Genomic DNA, 15770 nt, shown 5'->3' with positions numbered 1-15770 from the left:
TGGATGACAACTGTTGAAAGGAGTTCCCCATGCGAACCATTGTTATTGTCACTGCATCCATCGGCGCAGGGCATAATCAAGTTGCCGGTGCTTTAAAGGAATCACTGCTGCAACTGAATTCTTCCCAGCAGGTTCATGTCATTGATTTGCTGGCAGAAAAGCGGATTTATCAGATGGTGAATAAACTATATTTAACCACCATCCAAAAGGCACCTTCCGTTTTTTCAAAAGCGTATCTTTGGACACAGACACACCAGACAAATCCCCGTGCTGTGTCCATGCTCCACTACCTGTGTTACCGCCTGTTGAAGCAGCTGCAGCAGAAACTCTCCCCCTCGCTGTTTATCTTTACCCATCCCTTTCCCGTTGCTGCCTACCGATCCGTTGCCCTGGCACCTGCCTACGCAGTTCTCACAGACTTTGGATATCACCCCCTCTGGTTAAACCGCCAGCTCAGCGGTTATTTTGTTGCCCATTCTTCCCAGGTGATGTCATTAAGGGATGAAGGCATCCCCGCATCACAGCTATACCTCACCGGTATTCCTGTGAAAAAGGGCTTTGCAGCACCTGTCGAAACAGCCTCTTATCTATATCCCCTGTTAAATGAACCTGCTGTCAGCGAACAGCACATTCTGATCATGGGGGGCGGGCTCGGCATTGGAAACCTGACCGCCTGCACCGATCTGTTGATGACAGCTTTCCCACAACTGCATTTTGTGGTGGTCACCGGCAACAACAAGGCTCTGTATGACAGCTTAATAATTCGCACCCGCCATTTAGCCAATTGGAGAATAATGGGTTTTTCCAATGATATTCCCCGCCTTATGAAGCAGGCTTCCCTGCTTATTACCAAAGCGGGGGCAGTCAGTCTTTCAGAGGCTGCGGTTGCCGGACTTCCCACTATTATCCTTAATCCCCTCCCAGGTCATGAAGAAGAAAATGCAGCGCTAGCGGCGAGTCAGGGCTGGGCCCTTCAGGCAAAACATATACATGAAGTTGAGTTGCTCATTTGTCAACTTCGTCAGCATCCAGAGCGCCTTCATGATATGTGCCAGAAGGCTCGTCAGGCAGCTTTTCCAGAGGCTGCTGCTAACGTTGCTTCCCTGCTGCAAATACCGCTGGAAGAGAGGGGACTTCTATCATGCTGACATTTTTTTCCAAGTCTTCCACTCCACAAAAAAATATTCACCGTTGCTGCTCAGAGTATGCGCCGGCACTTCTCGCCGGCAGCGGGCACCGCTATTTGGCAGAACTTCTCCCTTCGTTCATGAGCTTCATTCATCAAGGCAGCCAATGGACTGATCAGGGATTGCGAAACCTGAGTCACTTTTATCATCCCTTGCAGCACAGCGGCCTTCCCGGTGTTCACCATGCTGCCGATGAACTGACAAATAACCTGAACATCATGGACGAGGCATTCAAGGAGCGTCACGCACAACGCTATTTTTTCCACTTGGGGATCGTGCTGCACCTGATACAGGATCTCTGTGTGCCCCACCATGCCATTGGCTGTCTGTTGCAGGGGCATCACCACTATGAATCCTGGGCTTCAAATCATTTTCAGGCCTTTATTCCCCGCAGGCTTATTGCAGTGAAGGGGCGGCATCCACTGGAGATCCTGGAGTCAAATGCACTTCGTGCCCTTTCCCATGAAATGTTGCTTCATCAGCCCACTGAAGAACAGATGAAGCGCAGCACTGCCGAACTGTTGCCCCGGGCTTTCCACAGCACTGCAGCGGTGCTGCTGCTTTTACAGAATGACATTGTCTCTCTGGCCGAATGCTCCACCTCGATACCTCATCCCTTATTGATGAACAAAGTGGTATAGATGGCATAAAGGTGGTATCGAGGTGATTTCATAGAAAGCAGAAGCTGCCTGAACTTTCGGCAGCTTCTGCTTTTTATGTTTCTACAAGCTTATCAGGCAGTCATCACAAGTGGAATCAGCCGCTTTTTCAAAACGGATTTCTGTCACTTATCCCGCGGGTTTTTGGTTGGGTTATTCAATAAAGTACTGAGATCCGGTCACTTAGTCACTCAAGCGAATGGTATCAATGTTCTCAAAATCCAATGTCACCACCGCTGTGTCACATTTTATTTCATAAAGGACTAAGTACTCACCGGCCTGCTCAATTGTTTCTTGATAGTCTGGTATTTTGCTTGTGAACCCCTCAGCAACCTCAAAAATGGTGCGGCCACTCTTTTTGACAGTTCCCTTTGCCTTTACATGTTCGTTACCGTGATGCGGAACTGTTGTAAACGCCACTTGTGAATTAGCTTCAAATTCCCTGACCTTGTCATTATCACCAAAAGTGGTAAAGAACAGTATATTTGCTGTGTCATCAAAGTAAAAATTAACAATGCGCACATTCGGCTGTCCGTCAACACTTGTTGCCAATGCCATTTCAGTGTGTGCTTTCATGATCCTTATCAGTTCATTTTTTGTTACCATGGATCATTCTCCTTTTCATTTTGATACTGACAGTATATTTCAAAAAGGTATCAAATCATGACACCATTTAGTATAATGGTTGAAGGGAGGTCTCTTATCATGAATAAATCTGAACGATTGAACGATTTAATGCTTTTTTTGAATGATAAAAATTCATTCAATCTGAAAGATCTTATGGAAAGATACACCATTTCAAAAAGCACTGCCCTGCGGGATGTCCGGTCACTTGAAGAAATGGGAATGCCTCTCTTCTCTCAATCAGGCCGAAATGGTTATTTCGGTCTTCTGCAAAACAGGCTCTTATCTCCCATTGTCTTTGACACCGACGAAGTGTTTGCCCTCTACTTCTCAATGATCACGTTAAGAGCGTATGAAACCACACCTTTTCATCTAAGCATCGAAAAATTAAAGCGCAAATTTGAAAAGTGCCTTTCTGCAGAAAAGGTGGCCACGCTTCATAAGATTGAGAAAGTTTTCAGCTTGGGGTCCACGCAACAAAAAAATCACTGTCATTTTTTGAAAGATATCTTGCATTTTGCTCTTGAAGAAAAAGTGTGTGATATCAAGTATCAAAAAAACAATGCCATTCATCAGCATACTATTCAGTTTTTCAATATATCTGCTGCCTACGGCCAATGGTACGCGACAGGCTGTCATGTTGAAACAGGTCACACACACGTGTTTCGCTGCGACAAGGTACTCGATGTGAAAGAGAACTTTGTTTACCCTTCAAGGCCAGTTGCTGATTTTATAAAATCGCCTGCCATTCTTTACAAAAACCCCGGTGCAACTGATTTCGAAGTCATGGTATCGAAAAAAGGTGCAGACATATTTCAAAAGGAACATTACCCATCAATGACTTTGTGTTTGAATGATGAAACATTCACGATTCGTGGTTTTTACAATATCGGAGAAGAGAACTTTATTGCCGCCTATTTCCTGGGGTATGGGGATACCATTCTATCGATACAGCCTGCTCCACTTAAAAAACTGATCCTCGACAAATTAAACGTATATACGACCTATTTAAGCAACCTGTAGCATGTTACTTCACCTTACAAACACGCTTGATTTCGCTTCCCTTGATGGCCCAAAGCAAAACAGACAGCCCCGAATGGCAGCTTCGAATAATCTTGTCTCTGCCATTGACGGTTACTGTCTGTTTGAGGTCTACTCTTATACTGTTTTCAGTTGATGACTATGATCGGATATCAGCTGCTTTTTCAACACTGACACCCGTCACTTTATATCCTGGAATTTTGCAGTAGGGGTCCAGCACTTCACCATTGGTCAACACATTAGCCCCTTCGCTCCAGTGGAAGGGGACGAAAACCACCTGAGAGTCAACCCGATCAGTGATGCGGGCTTTCACACGGATTTCGCCCCGGGGAGAAGCTATTGCCACTAAATCACCCTCTTGAATTCCTTTGGATGCCGCCATTTCGGGATGTATTTCCACGTAATTCTCTGGTGCAATGGCTTCGATTCCCGGCGATTTGGCGGTCATGGTTCTGGTATGGAAGTGGTATAAGATCCTTCCGGTGGTCATGGTCTGCGGGTATGCTTCCTGCCCCAGCTCTGGTGATGGATGCCACTGAACAGGCTTAAACAGACCGGCACCCTGGGCGATTTTACCCACATGCAGAATCGGGGTTCCCTTATGATCTTCCGATGGACAGGGCCAGCTAATCCCCTCCTCTTCAATGCGGTCGTAACTGATGCCCGCGTAGGAGGGAGCCACCCGTCGTATTTCTTCAAAAACGTCTTTCGCTTCTCGATATACCGACTCCAAGCCCAAGCGATTCAGCAACTGCATGAGAATCCACCAGTCAGGCCGTGCCTCTCCTGGAGCCATCACTGCCTGACGCACCCGCTGCACCCGGCGCTCGGTATTGGTAAAGGTGCCTTCTTTTTCGGCAAAGACAGCCGCAGGCAGCACCACATCTGCCAGTTCAGCAGTTTCTGTGAGGAAGATATCCTGCACCACTAAGAATGCTTTCTCCAGTCCTGCCTTCACATGATGGGTATCAGGATCAGAAATCATGGGGTTCTCCCCCATTGCATACAGCATTTTCACAACCCCTTCTGCTGCCGCCGGAATCGCCTGGGTAACAGTGAGTCCGGGGCCTTGAGGCAGTGCAACACCCCATGTTTCTTCAAATCGGGTAATGGTTTCGGGGTTGTTCACAGGTTGGTAAGAGGGCATTACATTGGGCAGTGCGCCCATGTCGCAGGCTCCCTGCACATTGTTCTGACCACGCAGGGGATTAACACCTGCGCCCGCTTTTCCCAGGTTACCGGTGACCAGTGCCAGATTGGAAAGGCTCATCACATTTTCTGTGCCATTCACATGCTGGGTGATACCCATGGAGTAGATAATGCTGGAAGCATTGCTGGTGGCATAGATGCGGGCTGCCTGACGAACAGTTTCCGCCGGAACGCCTGTCACGGTCTCAGCCCATTCAGGTGTACATTCTGCCACAGCCGCCACTAACTGATCAAACCCTTCGGTGTGTTGCTCGATGAAGGTTTTGTTTTCCAGCTTTTCCTGCAAAATCACTTGAATCATCGCATTGGAGAGGGCCACACTGGATCCGGGACGTATTTTCAGAAAAAGATCCGCTTCTTTTGCCAGTTCAATTTCCCGGGGATCTGCCACAATCAATTTGCTGCCGGCTTTACGGGCCTGACGCACGTAGGCCCCCATCACCGGATGTGCTTCGGTTGTATTGGAGCCGGTGATAAAAATCACTTCTGCATTTTTCACATCTGCCATTGGATTGGTCATGGCACCGCTCCCCAGCGTGGTTGCCAGACCTGCCACCGTGGAGGCATGGCATAAACGGGCACAATGGTCAATGTTATTGGTCCCAATGGCACCGCGCATCAGCTTGTTCATCAGATAATTTTCTTCGTTGGTCACTCTGGCCGATGAAAAACCGGCAATGGCATCTGCTCCATGTTCCTGCCGTATGGTCTGAATTTTCTCGGTTACCAGGTTCAGTGCTTCTTCCCAGGAGGCGGGTTCCAAAGTGCCGTTCCGACGGATCAACGGTGTCGTTAAACGATCAGGATGACCGATGAAATCATGGGCAAACCTTCCTTTAACACACAAAAGTCCCTCATTGGCAGCTCCTTTGACAGGCAAGACTTCCACCACTTTATTATCTTTCACCAGCAAATTCATCTGACAACCAACACCACAGTAGGCACAGGTGGTTTTCACTTCCCTGGTTTCCCAATAACGGTATTTTTCCTTTCGCTTGGGAAGAAGGGCTCCCACGGGACAAACCGAGACGCAGTTTCCACAGGAAACACAGGTGGATTCTGACAGTCCCATTCCAAAAGGTGTCCCCACATGGGTTTCAAACCCACGGTCTACGAAACAGATGGCTTCAGTACTATGAACCTGTGAGCAGACGTAAACACATTTTCCGCAAAGAATACATTTGCTCTGATCTGCCACAAAAAATTCATTGCTGGTATCTTTGTCATAGTTTTTGCGTTTGCCTTCAAAAGAACTCTCTTCAATATCATACTGAAAGCATAGATCCTGCAGGGTACAGCGCCCCGCTTTTTCACAGGTGAGACAATCCAACGGGTGATTGGCCAGAATAAGATCTAAAATTTCTTTCCGGGCAGTCACCACCGCCTCGCTTTCGGTTTGAATGACCATTCCATTGGCTGCCGGTGTACTGCAGGAAGCCATGAGCGAACGGGCACCGGCCACCTCCACCACACAAATGCGGCAAGAGCCATGCGGTTTCAATCGTTCATCATGACAGAGCGTGGGAATCTTAATGCCTGCATTGGCTGCGGCTTCATAAATCGTTTGGCCTTCCTTCGTCTGGACAACCTGTCCATTAATGGTGCATTCAATCATCTTTTAACCACCTTCCCAAAATTTAGTAACATACCGACCACCCTTTCTCTGCTGTCTGTCTGAAAAACAGCAGACTTCACCCATTTTCGTTAATTCTTTCACATCCAACTTTATCACAGGATTTCCACCATCTCCAATTAAACATTTCTATATACCCATTGAAAGACAACGTCACTGATGCCATCAATCGTACTTATTCAGCAAAATGTGTGCATTCTATTTCGGCATTAGGAGCTTGATCACCTTCAGCAGTGTTTAAAAAAACACTTTGAAGCCCACGGTGGGGATCCAAAGTGCCGATATACAGTATTCGTCAAATCCGCTTCAAATCTATTCTATTGGATCAAATCCCAAATTATGCAATACTTCACGTAATTTTTCCTGGTTTATGGGTTTGGCTGCAAACGCTTCGCATCCAAGATCAAAGGCATCATACACCGTCTGTTGTTCGTTAAGAGCAGTGGTCATCACAATCTTAACCCGCTCCTCCGCCGGTATATGCTTGTCATTTTCCAAATCCCGGATAATTTTCAGTGTTTTGAGTCCGTCCAGCTTTGGCATCATAATATCCAGGCATAACAGGTCATAGGGTTCTCCTTCATCCCACGCCAGGAGAAAAGCGTCCACCGTTTCGATACCATCCACGGTCATATCGCATTCCCCGTATGCTTTAAGAAATTGCTGCATGAATTTTCGACTTCCCAAATCATCTTCAGCAATGAGTATTTTTATCATCATTTCCCTCCTTCCCTTATGTTTTCCATCTGTTGTCCAGCAAAAGAAACATATGACTCAAAGGACTGTTTTAAGGCGTTGTAAGCACTTCGTGCGTCCTGGAGTGCGTGTTTACGGGCAGCCAGCTCAATTTTGAAGGCCTGGTTCTTGATATCCAGTTCACCAACTGTCACCGCACGGTTTTTCACTTGATGTGCCAGCCGTTCAATCTGATCCACATCCTCCTCAAATAACTGTTGGTGAAGCCGGTCCAACAGAGAAAACATGTCGGGAATAAAGCCCTCTACCGCTTTTGCCATCAGCTGTTCTGCTTCCACGGGCAAGTAATTGTTGGGCTCAGTATACCTTTTTTGCTTCAGTGGTTTCAAGCCTACCTCTTCTGGCGGATCTAAAAGCCTATTGATGGCATGGTAAAGTCGATCCATCTCCACTGGCTTGGAAACGTATTCATCCATGCCCGATGCCAGAAATCGTTCCCGATCACCATGAATGGCATGGGCTGTCAAGGCAATGATCGGCGTCCGTGAAGGCTGTCCTTTTTCCCGTTCCCGTATGGCTCCCGTTGCCTGTATCCCATCCATCGCTGGCATCTGAATGTCCATGAGGATGAGATCTGGACGAAGTGACTCCCAGGCGCTCACCGCTTCTTTTCCATCATTGGCACAGTGAATTTGGTAACCCTTCAGTTTGAGCAAGCTTCGGATCACTGTCTGATTGATAGGATCATCTTCCACCACCAGAATGGTCCATTTTTGGCCAATATCGCTGGCAGCCATGAAAGACCTCTCATTTTCTGGCAAGGAATCCACCTGTTGCATTGCCTGTTCAAAAGGGAGAGTGACTGTAAACGTGCTGCCCTCACCTTCAACACTGGCTGCACGAATGGTACCGTCCATCATCTCCACCAGCTGGCGACTGATGGCCAACCCCAGACCCGTTCCTCCAAACCGGCGGGTAATGGACCCGTCCAATTGGGTAAAGCTACGGAAAAGCCTTGGCAGTTCATCTTTGGGAATGCCCATCCCGGTATCCTTGACTTGAATCTTTACCCAGAGAATTCCCCCTTCTTCCCCTTCATAATCCATGGTAACTTTGACACAGCCTGTTTCCGTGAATTTCACTGCATTTCCAATGAGATTGTTCATCACCTGCTGCAGCAGCTTCGCATCTCCCAGCAGACAATTGGGAATATGCGGATCAAGCACCGCCACCAGATCAATTCCTTTTTTTGTAGCCTGGGCCTGATGCACCAATAGGCTTTGCATAAACCATTCCTGCACATCAAAATCCACCCGGTCAATTTCCATTTTTCCTGACTCGATTTTAGAAAAGTCCAGCACATTATTGATCACACTAAAAAGATTGTTTCCACAGATGCGAATAATATCCAGATTATCCTGCTGTTCACGTGTCAAATCTGTCGCGGCAGTCAATTCAATCATGCCTATGATTCCATTAAGAGGGGTCCGAATTTCGTGGCTCATGTTGGCTAAAAACTCGCTTTTTGCCTTGTTGGCAGCATTTGCTGCTCGCCTGGCATTTTCCAGCTGCTCCATGTAGTACTGACTTTTTTTCAAATTGCGATCTGCCTGTTCTCTTGTGCGGCGCAGCTCCTCCTCCATGGCTTTCTGATCCGTCACATCTTCTTTAATGGCTAGGTAATAGTTGATGATCCCGCCTGGAGAAGTGATTGGAGCCACAATAGCCTTCTCCCAGTAATACCGACCATTCTTTTTTCGATTGTAAAATTCTCCCTGCCACACGTCATCCCGGGTGATGGTTTCCCACATGCGTTGATAGGTTTTTTCTGGCGTACTGCCAGATTTTAAAAAACCTGGATCTCTGCCCATCACCTCTTCCATCCCATATCCGGTTAACTCTATAAACTCGCGGTTCACATAAACAATTTGGTTATCAATATCGGTCATAACAACTGAAAAAGGACTTTGTTCAAGGGCCATGCGGTATAAATGGAGCTGTTCTTCATGCATTTTCTGCTGGGTAATGTCACGAAAAACCACCACCACCCCCTGTGGGGGCTGGCCCAATCTCTGTATTGGGGAAAATTTTGCAGCCAGGTAGTAATCCTGATTTCTTCCCAGTAGTTTAGTGTTTCGGGGAAGATTTACTTTTTTCCCCTCTTTCAGCGTTTTTTCCCAGAAGCCGTTCAGAGATATGTCGGTCGTTTCATCGTGCAAAGAAAGGATCTTATCCAATGGTTGATTTACTGCCTCATGCCATTCAATATCGATCAACTCCAAAGCAGCTGTATTGATATCCATGATCACACCCTGGGTATCAGTGGCAATAATCCCATCGGCAATACTGTCCCAGGTCAGGGCCATTAAGTTAGCTTCCATGGGCATCATTATCAGCCTCCAAACTTCGACTAGCGGGACAAGTACCGCAGTATTTCTGACGGGATACGATCCAGTGGCGATTGGCGAACGACTGCACCAATATTATAGGCTACCATGGGCATGCCATAAACGACGCTGCTTTCCTTATCCTGGCCCAGGGTATGGGCCCCTGCTTTTCGCATGGTCAGCAGTCCCCTGGCGCCATCACTTCCCATACCTGTCAGCAGAACACCCATGGCTTTTTCTCCTGCTGTGAGGGCTACCGATTCAAACAGCACATCCACCGAAGGACAGTGGCCGCTGACTTTATGGCCGCGGAAACACCTGACCACATACCGCTGTTGATCTTTCACCACTTTCAGGTGCTGATCCCCCGGGGCAAGCAGCACTTTCCCCGGCTTGATTTCATCCCCGGTTTTCGCTTCTGAAACCGACAAGGCACATTGCTGATCCAACCGTTCTGCATACATTCGGGTAAATACAGGAGGCATGTGCTGAACAATCACAATTCCCGGCACATTCTGCGGCAGTCCTTTCAGCACCTTCAGCAAAGCATCTGTGCCACCGGTTGATGCCCCCATGGCAATGACCCGAATATCTTTTACCGCTTTGACTGACAGTGTCGTTTCTTCTGGAATTGCTGTGGTTACCGGTGCATGTGTCTTCACCATTGCCGCCACTTTCACTTTTTCCACCACTTCCTTCAAAAAAGCTTTCAGATCTGCCGGTGATGATATGGCTGGCTTAGCCACAAAATCCACAGCACCCCTTTCCATAGCGTCAAACACACGATCCGCCGAAGAGCTGATGACCACCACAGGCAAGGGAAGCTGCGCCATTAATTTTGTGAGGAAGGTGAGGCCATCCATTTTAGGCATATTGATATCCAGCGTTAATACGTCCGGCTCAAATGTCTCAATTTTTTCAACTGCTTCATAAGGATCCCCTGCCACACCCACCACCTGCAGACGTCGATCCCCCCCCAGCCCTTTTCGAAGAACTTCCCTGGATACAAGGCTGTCGTCAATGATGAGTACACGAATTGGTTGAAGGTTTTCCATATGCCTATTCCTTTCTGTAGACTGCCGGTTGTACATACCGAAAGCCTTCATTGTCACGCCCCAAGCTCTCAGAGTGTCCAATAAACAGATAGCCTCCTGGTGCAAGATGCCGGTAAAACCGCTGTATCAAATGCTTTTTGGTGGGTGCATCAAAATATATCATCACGTTGCGACAAAAGATGGTATGAAAGGGTTTTCGAAAGGGAAACTGCTGATTCATAAGGTTAAAGCTTCTCAAGACCAGTTCTTTTCGCAACCTTTGACTTACCTGATACCGCCCGTCCCCCAATGGCTGAAAATACGTTTTTCGCCATCGATCTGGCAACGACACCATTTCTTCTGCCGGGTAAATTCCTTCCCGGGCTGCTGTCAGTGCCTGAGCTGAAATATCCGTTGCTAAAATCTGGGTGTTCCACTGCTGTTTATTGTGGCCAACACAATCTTGCATTACCATAGCCAAGGTGTAAGGCTCTTGCCCCCGGGAACACCCGGCACTCCAAATTCTGGCATCCAGGGGTGAGGTAGCTTTCACCCACGGCAGCACTTTTTCTTGAAAACACTTGAAATGAGCAGCTTCACGCATAAAGTAGGTGTGATTGGTGGTGATTTTGTTGAGAAGCTCAAATGCCGCCTCTCCCGACTCATCTGCCATCAGATACTTGAAATAAACCGTAAAACTTTCAAACCCTTTGGCAACCAACGTATTTCCCAATCTACCCGTAATGAGTGTTTTTTTTTCCGGGCCAAGCTTAATCCCGTATTGGCTGCGAATATACTGAGATAGTTGTTGAAACTCCTGATCAGATATTTTCAGCATCTCATTCACCTTCTACCACTAGATAGATTCTATGTTGAGTCAGCAGCATTAATACTTTCCAAATTCCTGATCGTCCAGAGAAATTTTAACTTTTTTCTTCCCCGCTGCCGGCCGTCTCTCAACTGATTCCGCAACTCTCTCGAGACCATTTTTGTTAACAGATTCCAGCATCCGAAGGATTTCGGGACTCATTTCCTCAAATCCACCCCGGTTGCCTAGATGGCCGGCATGTTTCAATTTAAACCGGCTCACTGCGTCTTTCAGAAGCTGTGCCTGGCTGGATAGCTCTTCACTGGCTGCAGCGGCTTCTTCTGATGTGGCTGAGTTGGTCTGGGTCACCTGAGACACCTGCATGATGGCCTCATTTACCTGTTCGATGCCGGAAGCCTGCTCATTGGAGGCAGTGGCGATTTGCTGCACCAGCTGGGTGGCATCAGACACTCCCTTAACTATGTTTTCCAGTGCCTTGGCAGTTTCATTGGCGATGCTGGTACCCGTTCCCACCTTCTGAATAGACCCTTCAATCATTTCGGTGGTTTCTTTAGCCGCATTGGCACTTCTTGCCGCCAAGTTCCGCACTTCTTCTGCCACCACAGCAAATCCTTTGCCATGCTGACCGGCCCGGGCAGCTTCTACGGCCGCGTTCAGCGCCAGGATGTTGGTCTGGAAGGCAATCTCGTCAATGACCTTGATGATCTTTGATATCTTATTGGATGACTCATTGATTTCATCCATAGATACCAGCATTTCTTTCATCCGGTTATTACCAGCCTCTGCATCCTTCTGTGCCTGACTGGCCATGTTGCTGGCTTCTGTGGCATTGGCTGCGTTCTGGTTGGTTTGAGAAGCCAGTTCTTCCATGGAGGCAGTGATTTCTTCCACAGAGCTGGCCTGTTCAGTGGCCCCCTGGGATAGCTGTTGGCTGGAGGCTGCCACCTGGCCGGAGCCGGCAGACACTTGATCTGCTGCCGAGTTAATATCCTGCATGGCATCATTCACGTTCTTCGCCATTCGGCTGAAGGCATTGGCCAAAATACCGATTTCATCCTGGGTGTTGATGTCAATATTCACATTCAGATCTCCGTCTGCCATTTTTTCCGAGGCAGCCACCATGAGATTAATGGGCTTCTTGATGGAATTGCTGATGAAAATGCCCAGTCCAATTGAGATGAAAATGGCAATGACCAGAATGATGATGGTTTGTATTGTTGCAGCAGTGGCGGTAGCGTTGTTGTTAGCTGCAGTTTCAGTGGCAGCCTGTATTTTTATTTCCATTACACGGTACAAATCCCTCTCCAGAGTATCTCTGACGGCAGATGCTTCCGTTCCCTGCATCAGTGCATAGGCTTCCCGATCCTGTCCGGCACGCGCCATGCGAATCACTTCAGTCATTATTCTATCATAATCACCTTTCAGCATTCTTACCTCTTGCACCAGCCGACTTCCCTCATCAGTTAATAAGGTGGTTTCAAAGCTATCCAAATTAACTGCAAATTCCTGATTTCGGACTTGTATCAGGCGTTCATACTCGGCAATATCTCCTGCATTATCTGACAGAATGATGTCTTTCACATTACTCCGCATACGCTGGTAGGCATCCAGCATAATGGCTATTTCTCCCAAAGGCACCGTCATGGTTTCATAGAGATGCGTGTCCAGCTTGTCGATGGTGCGGATATTCACAATTCCCAAAGATCCAATCAATCCTGCAATAAGTGCCACGATGATAAAACCACTGATCATTTTTGTTCCCAGTTTCATGTTATTATACCATTTCATTGACAAACCCTCCTTAATCTGTGTGGTGTGATTTCTATTGAATCAGCTCTCGCGGTGCGTTCCTCTTCCTTTTTCTCTACTGCACTGCCTGCTCCACCATCTCCATCTCGTCTTCACTGAGGAGTTTGTTGCAGTCTAAAATCAATTTTACAGATTCTTCCACCCGACCGATGCTTTTGATGTATTTGTTCTGGAACCCGGTGCGGTATTCTGGAGGTGGGACGATATCTTCGTCTTCGATATTTAAGACTTCCGCCACCTGATCCACGATGAGTCCCACAGAAATATTGTCAATATCTATGACGATGATACAGGTGCGATCGTTGTAATCAACAGCTTCTTTTTTGAACTTCAACCGAACGTCGATAAGGGGGATGATCTTCCCCCTCAGATTGATAATACCTTTCACATAGTCCGGCACCTCGGGCACTGCGGAAATGGGCTGAATACCGATGATTTCTGTCACATATCGGATTTCAATGCCAAAGACTTCTTTCCCAAGGTTAAAGGTAAGGTATTTGCCTTTCTGGGTGTCTTCCTCCAGTTCCATTAAGCTATCTTGTTTTGTGTTCATACGGATCCCCCCTGTATGGTTCGGTAGATGATGCCTGTCACATCTATAATTAAACTGATGCTGCCGTCTCCCAGAATGGTGCAACCGCCGATGCCGCTGGTTTTCACGGGGTAGCGGACCAGATAACCGGGCAACGGCTTAACCACCACCTGCTGCTCTCCAAGCAGTTCGTCGGCGAAAAGACACACGGCCTTGCCGTCGTTTTCCACCATGATCATGATGCCTTCCAACAGACTATCTGTTTTAGGTGTAACACCAAAATGACGATGTAACCGAACAATGGGATAGCAATTACCCCGAATCATGATCATTTCGTTGTCGTCAGTGTCTTTGATCAGATTCTTTTCAACGGCCTTAAAAGACTCTCGGATTGCCACCGTGGGAATAGTGTACAGGGATTTTCCGGTATTCACCTGCATGCCATCCACAATGGCCAGCGTCAAGGGAATTTTGATATTAATAGTGGTCCCTGCCCCCAGCGAGCTGTCAATGGAGATACTGCCGCCCACTTTTTCAATATTGCTTTTCACCACGTCCATGCCGACGCCCCGGCCGGAAAACTCTGTGACGGCGTCTTTGGTGGAGAAACCGGGCAGTAGAATCAGATTGTAAGCTTCTTCGTCACTGATTTCGTCGTCGTTTTTGGTGATAAGACCTTTTAACCGGGCTTTTTCGATGAGTTTTTTTCGGTCAAGACCTCTTCCGTCGTCCATGATGCGGATGAGCACATCGCCACCAGTGTTGGATGCTTCAAGTGTAATATTCCCTTTGGTTGGCTTTCCCTTGGATTTTCGGTCTTCCGGTTCTTCAATACCGTGATCCATGGCGTTACGTATCAGGTGCATCAGAGGATCTCCCAGGTGGTCAATAATGTTCTTGTCCACCTCAGTCTCTTCTCCCAGGATTTTCAGATCCACTTCTTTGTTGATTTTTCGTGCCATATCCCGGACAATGCGTTGCATTTTATGGAAGGTAGGCCCAATGGGCAGCATGCGGATGGACATCACCACATCCTGCAAATCATCAGTGAGCTTACGCAGTTGGCGGGCAGATTTGCTGAAGTTGTCCAGTTGCAAACCTGCCAGATCCGGGTTACGAATGACCATGGACTCGGTGATGACAATTTCTCCCACCAGATCCATCAACCTGTCCAGTTTATTGATATTCACCGTGATCATGCTTTGCTTCAGGCTTTTCACCGTGTCTTGTATGGTTTCCATTTCTGTATTTTCCTGTTCAGAGACAAAAGAACTGTTACCGGAATCAACGCCTGCTTCCTCCACTGGCTTACTCCGTCGTTCCAGTTCTTTCACCGCTTCAGTAAAACCTGTTTCATCCAGATCATTCAGCAAGATGCTTTTGACAAAAAGGGCCTCCTGCAGCTGGGCTTCCACTTGTTCTTTCGTCAACCGGGTACTGAATGCCATCAGAAACCCTTCCTGAGCAATAAACTGGCTGCATTCCTGGTTTTCGAACAAGTCTTCAGGATAGTGGTACATCTGCTCACATTGTTCTTTTATGCCGTGAACCACCGTAAAGGCCCGTACATTTTCCATTTCACAGCCCTCGTCAAACTGAATGAAGCCACGAAACCAGTTGATCTGCACTAATTCCTGTTTCTCCTGTCGCACGTAAAACTTCTGATCCCTGGGAGGGTGCTGGCTATACAGGGCCGTTGCCGTATCATCTCCTGCTGCTCTACCGGTAATTTGCTGCAGATAACTGGCAATTCGATCTACCAACGCCCCTTCTGGTGTATCTGAGTCTTCGCCACTTTCAATTCGCAGATTTTCATTCCGGAAAAAGTCCAGAGCAATAAGGACCAGATCACATACCATTGAGTAATCCAGAGAAGCCGGTTTATTTTCACGGATATGAAAAAAAAGATCTTCAATATGATGAGCTAAGTTAGCAAGATTTGAAAACATCATCATTGATGAAGAACCTTTAATGGTATGCATGATCCGAAAAGTTTCATTGATGTCGTCTTCAGACATCCGGGATGTTTTTTCACTGCGCAGCAAAATTTCCTCCAATTGCTCCAATAGTTGACTACTTTCGAACAAGTACATCTCCAGCATTGGTTCAAGCGTTCTGCCTGCCATGTCC

Annotated in this window: 12 protein-coding genes; 3 read left to right on the top strand and 9 right to left on the bottom strand. The window is 47.4% G+C overall.

Annotated features, from left to right (window positions below; all coding sequences use genetic code 11):
• The first annotated feature begins 29 nt into the window (after window positions 1-29).
• Window positions 30-1148, top strand: coding sequence for an MGDG synthase family glycosyltransferase (locus tag QOL74_RS03185; RefSeq protein WP_283407994.1), 1119 nt, complete (start codon window positions 30-32; stop codon window positions 1146-1148).
• Window positions 1142-1828 carry a phospholipase C/P1 nuclease family protein gene (locus QOL74_RS03180; protein WP_283407993.1) on the top strand — a complete coding sequence of 229 codons (687 nt, stop codon included), beginning with the start codon at window positions 1142-1144 and terminating at the stop codon, window positions 1826-1828. Before QOL74_RS03185 ends, QOL74_RS03180 begins: the two co-directional genes overlap by 7 nt.
• Window positions 1829-2029: 201 nt before the next feature.
• Here QOL74_RS03180 and QOL74_RS03175 read toward each other — a convergent pair whose 3' ends face one another.
• Complete coding sequence (locus QOL74_RS03175; protein ID WP_283407992.1) at window positions 2030-2452, bottom strand: pyridoxamine 5'-phosphate oxidase family protein; 423 nt, start codon at window positions 2450-2452, stop codon at window positions 2030-2032.
• Window positions 2453-2551: 99 nt separating this feature from the next.
• On the opposite strand from QOL74_RS03175, the gene QOL74_RS03170 reads away from it, so the two are divergent.
• Window positions 2552-3493: a helix-turn-helix transcriptional regulator gene (locus QOL74_RS03170; RefSeq protein WP_283407991.1), complete on the top strand. Its 942-nt coding sequence runs from the start codon at window positions 2552-2554 to the stop codon at window positions 3491-3493.
• A 157-nt stretch (window positions 3494-3650) separates the two neighbouring features.
• On the opposite strand, the gene fdhF is transcribed toward QOL74_RS03170, so the two are convergent.
• The 8 genes from fdhF to QOL74_RS03130 form a co-directional block, all read right to left on the bottom strand.
• Complete coding sequence (gene fdhF, locus QOL74_RS03165) at window positions 3651-6335, bottom strand: formate dehydrogenase subunit alpha (RefSeq protein WP_283407990.1); 2685 nt, start codon at window positions 6333-6335, stop codon at window positions 3651-3653.
• 330 nt (window positions 6336-6665) lie between these two features.
• Complete coding sequence (locus QOL74_RS03160; RefSeq protein WP_283408278.1) at window positions 6666-7067, bottom strand: response regulator; 402 nt, start codon at window positions 7065-7067, stop codon at window positions 6666-6668.
• Window positions 7068-7069: 2 nt separating this feature from the next.
• Window positions 7070-9439 carry a hybrid sensor histidine kinase/response regulator gene (locus QOL74_RS03155; protein ID WP_283407989.1) on the bottom strand — a complete coding sequence of 790 codons (2370 nt, stop codon included), beginning with the start codon at window positions 9437-9439 and terminating at the stop codon, window positions 7070-7072.
• 20 nt (window positions 9440-9459) lie between these two features.
• Window positions 9460-10491 carry a protein-glutamate methylesterase/protein-glutamine glutaminase gene (locus QOL74_RS03150; protein ID WP_283407988.1) on the bottom strand — a complete coding sequence of 344 codons (1032 nt, stop codon included), beginning with the start codon at window positions 10489-10491 and terminating at the stop codon, window positions 9460-9462.
• 4 nt (window positions 10492-10495) lie between these two features.
• A complete protein-coding gene (locus tag QOL74_RS03145; RefSeq protein WP_283407987.1) occupies window positions 10496-11308 on the bottom strand; it encodes a CheR family methyltransferase in 813 nt (270 codons plus the stop codon).
• Between the two features lie 48 nt (window positions 11309-11356).
• The gene (locus QOL74_RS03140) at window positions 11357-13087 is read right to left on the bottom strand and encodes a methyl-accepting chemotaxis protein (RefSeq protein ID WP_283407986.1); all 1731 of its coding nucleotides are present in this window, start codon (window positions 13085-13087) and stop codon (window positions 11357-11359) included.
• Window positions 13088-13163: 76 nt separating this feature from the next.
• Window positions 13164-13661 (bottom strand): chemotaxis protein CheW, encoded by a 498-nt coding sequence (locus tag QOL74_RS03135; protein ID WP_283407985.1) that lies wholly within the window; start codon window positions 13659-13661, stop codon window positions 13164-13166.
• Complete coding sequence (locus QOL74_RS03130) at window positions 13658-15766, bottom strand: chemotaxis protein CheA (protein WP_283407984.1); 2109 nt, start codon at window positions 15764-15766, stop codon at window positions 13658-13660. Before QOL74_RS03130 ends, QOL74_RS03135 begins: the two co-directional genes overlap by 4 nt.
• Window positions 15767-15770 lie beyond the last annotated feature (4 nt).

The sequence above is a fragment of the Anoxynatronum buryatiense genome, from assembly GCF_900182905.1.
GTDB lineage: Bacteria > Bacillota > Clostridia > Peptostreptococcales > Tindalliaceae > Anoxynatronum > Anoxynatronum buryatiense.
The sequence above is the reverse complement of the archived record's forward strand: the minus strand, read 5'-3'. Positions and strand labels throughout refer to the sequence as shown.

Coding starts and splice junctions, on each gene's coding strand:
- QOL74_RS03185 (WP_283407994.1), top strand. CDS start 30: ATGCGAACCATTGTTATTGTCACTGCATCCATCGGCGCAGGGCATAAT.
- QOL74_RS03180 (WP_283407993.1), top strand. CDS start 1,142: ATGCTGACATTTTTTTCCAAGTCTTCCACTCCACAAAAAAATATTCAC.
- QOL74_RS03175 (WP_283407992.1), bottom strand. CDS start 2,452: ATGGTAACAAAAAATGAACTGATAAGGATCATGAAAGCACACACTGAA.
- QOL74_RS03170 (WP_283407991.1), top strand. CDS start 2,552: ATGAATAAATCTGAACGATTGAACGATTTAATGCTTTTTTTGAATGAT.
- fdhF (WP_283407990.1), bottom strand. CDS start 6,335: ATGATTGAATGCACCATTAATGGACAGGTTGTCCAGACGAAGGAAGGC.
- QOL74_RS03155 (WP_283407989.1), bottom strand. CDS start 9,439: ATGATGCCCATGGAAGCTAACTTAATGGCCCTGACCTGGGACAGTATT.
- QOL74_RS03150 (WP_283407988.1), bottom strand. CDS start 10,491: ATGGAAAACCTTCAACCAATTCGTGTACTCATCATTGACGACAGCCTT.
- QOL74_RS03145 (WP_283407987.1), bottom strand. CDS start 11,308: ATGCTGAAAATATCTGATCAGGAGTTTCAACAACTATCTCAGTATATT.
- QOL74_RS03140 (WP_283407986.1), bottom strand. CDS start 13,087: ATGAAATGGTATAATAACATGAAACTGGGAACAAAAATGATCAGTGGT.
- QOL74_RS03135 (WP_283407985.1), bottom strand. CDS start 13,661: ATGAACACAAAACAAGATAGCTTAATGGAACTGGAGGAAGACACCCAG.
- QOL74_RS03130 (WP_283407984.1), bottom strand. CDS start 15,766: ATGGCAGGCAGAACGCTTGAACCAATGCTGGAGATGTACTTGTTCGAA.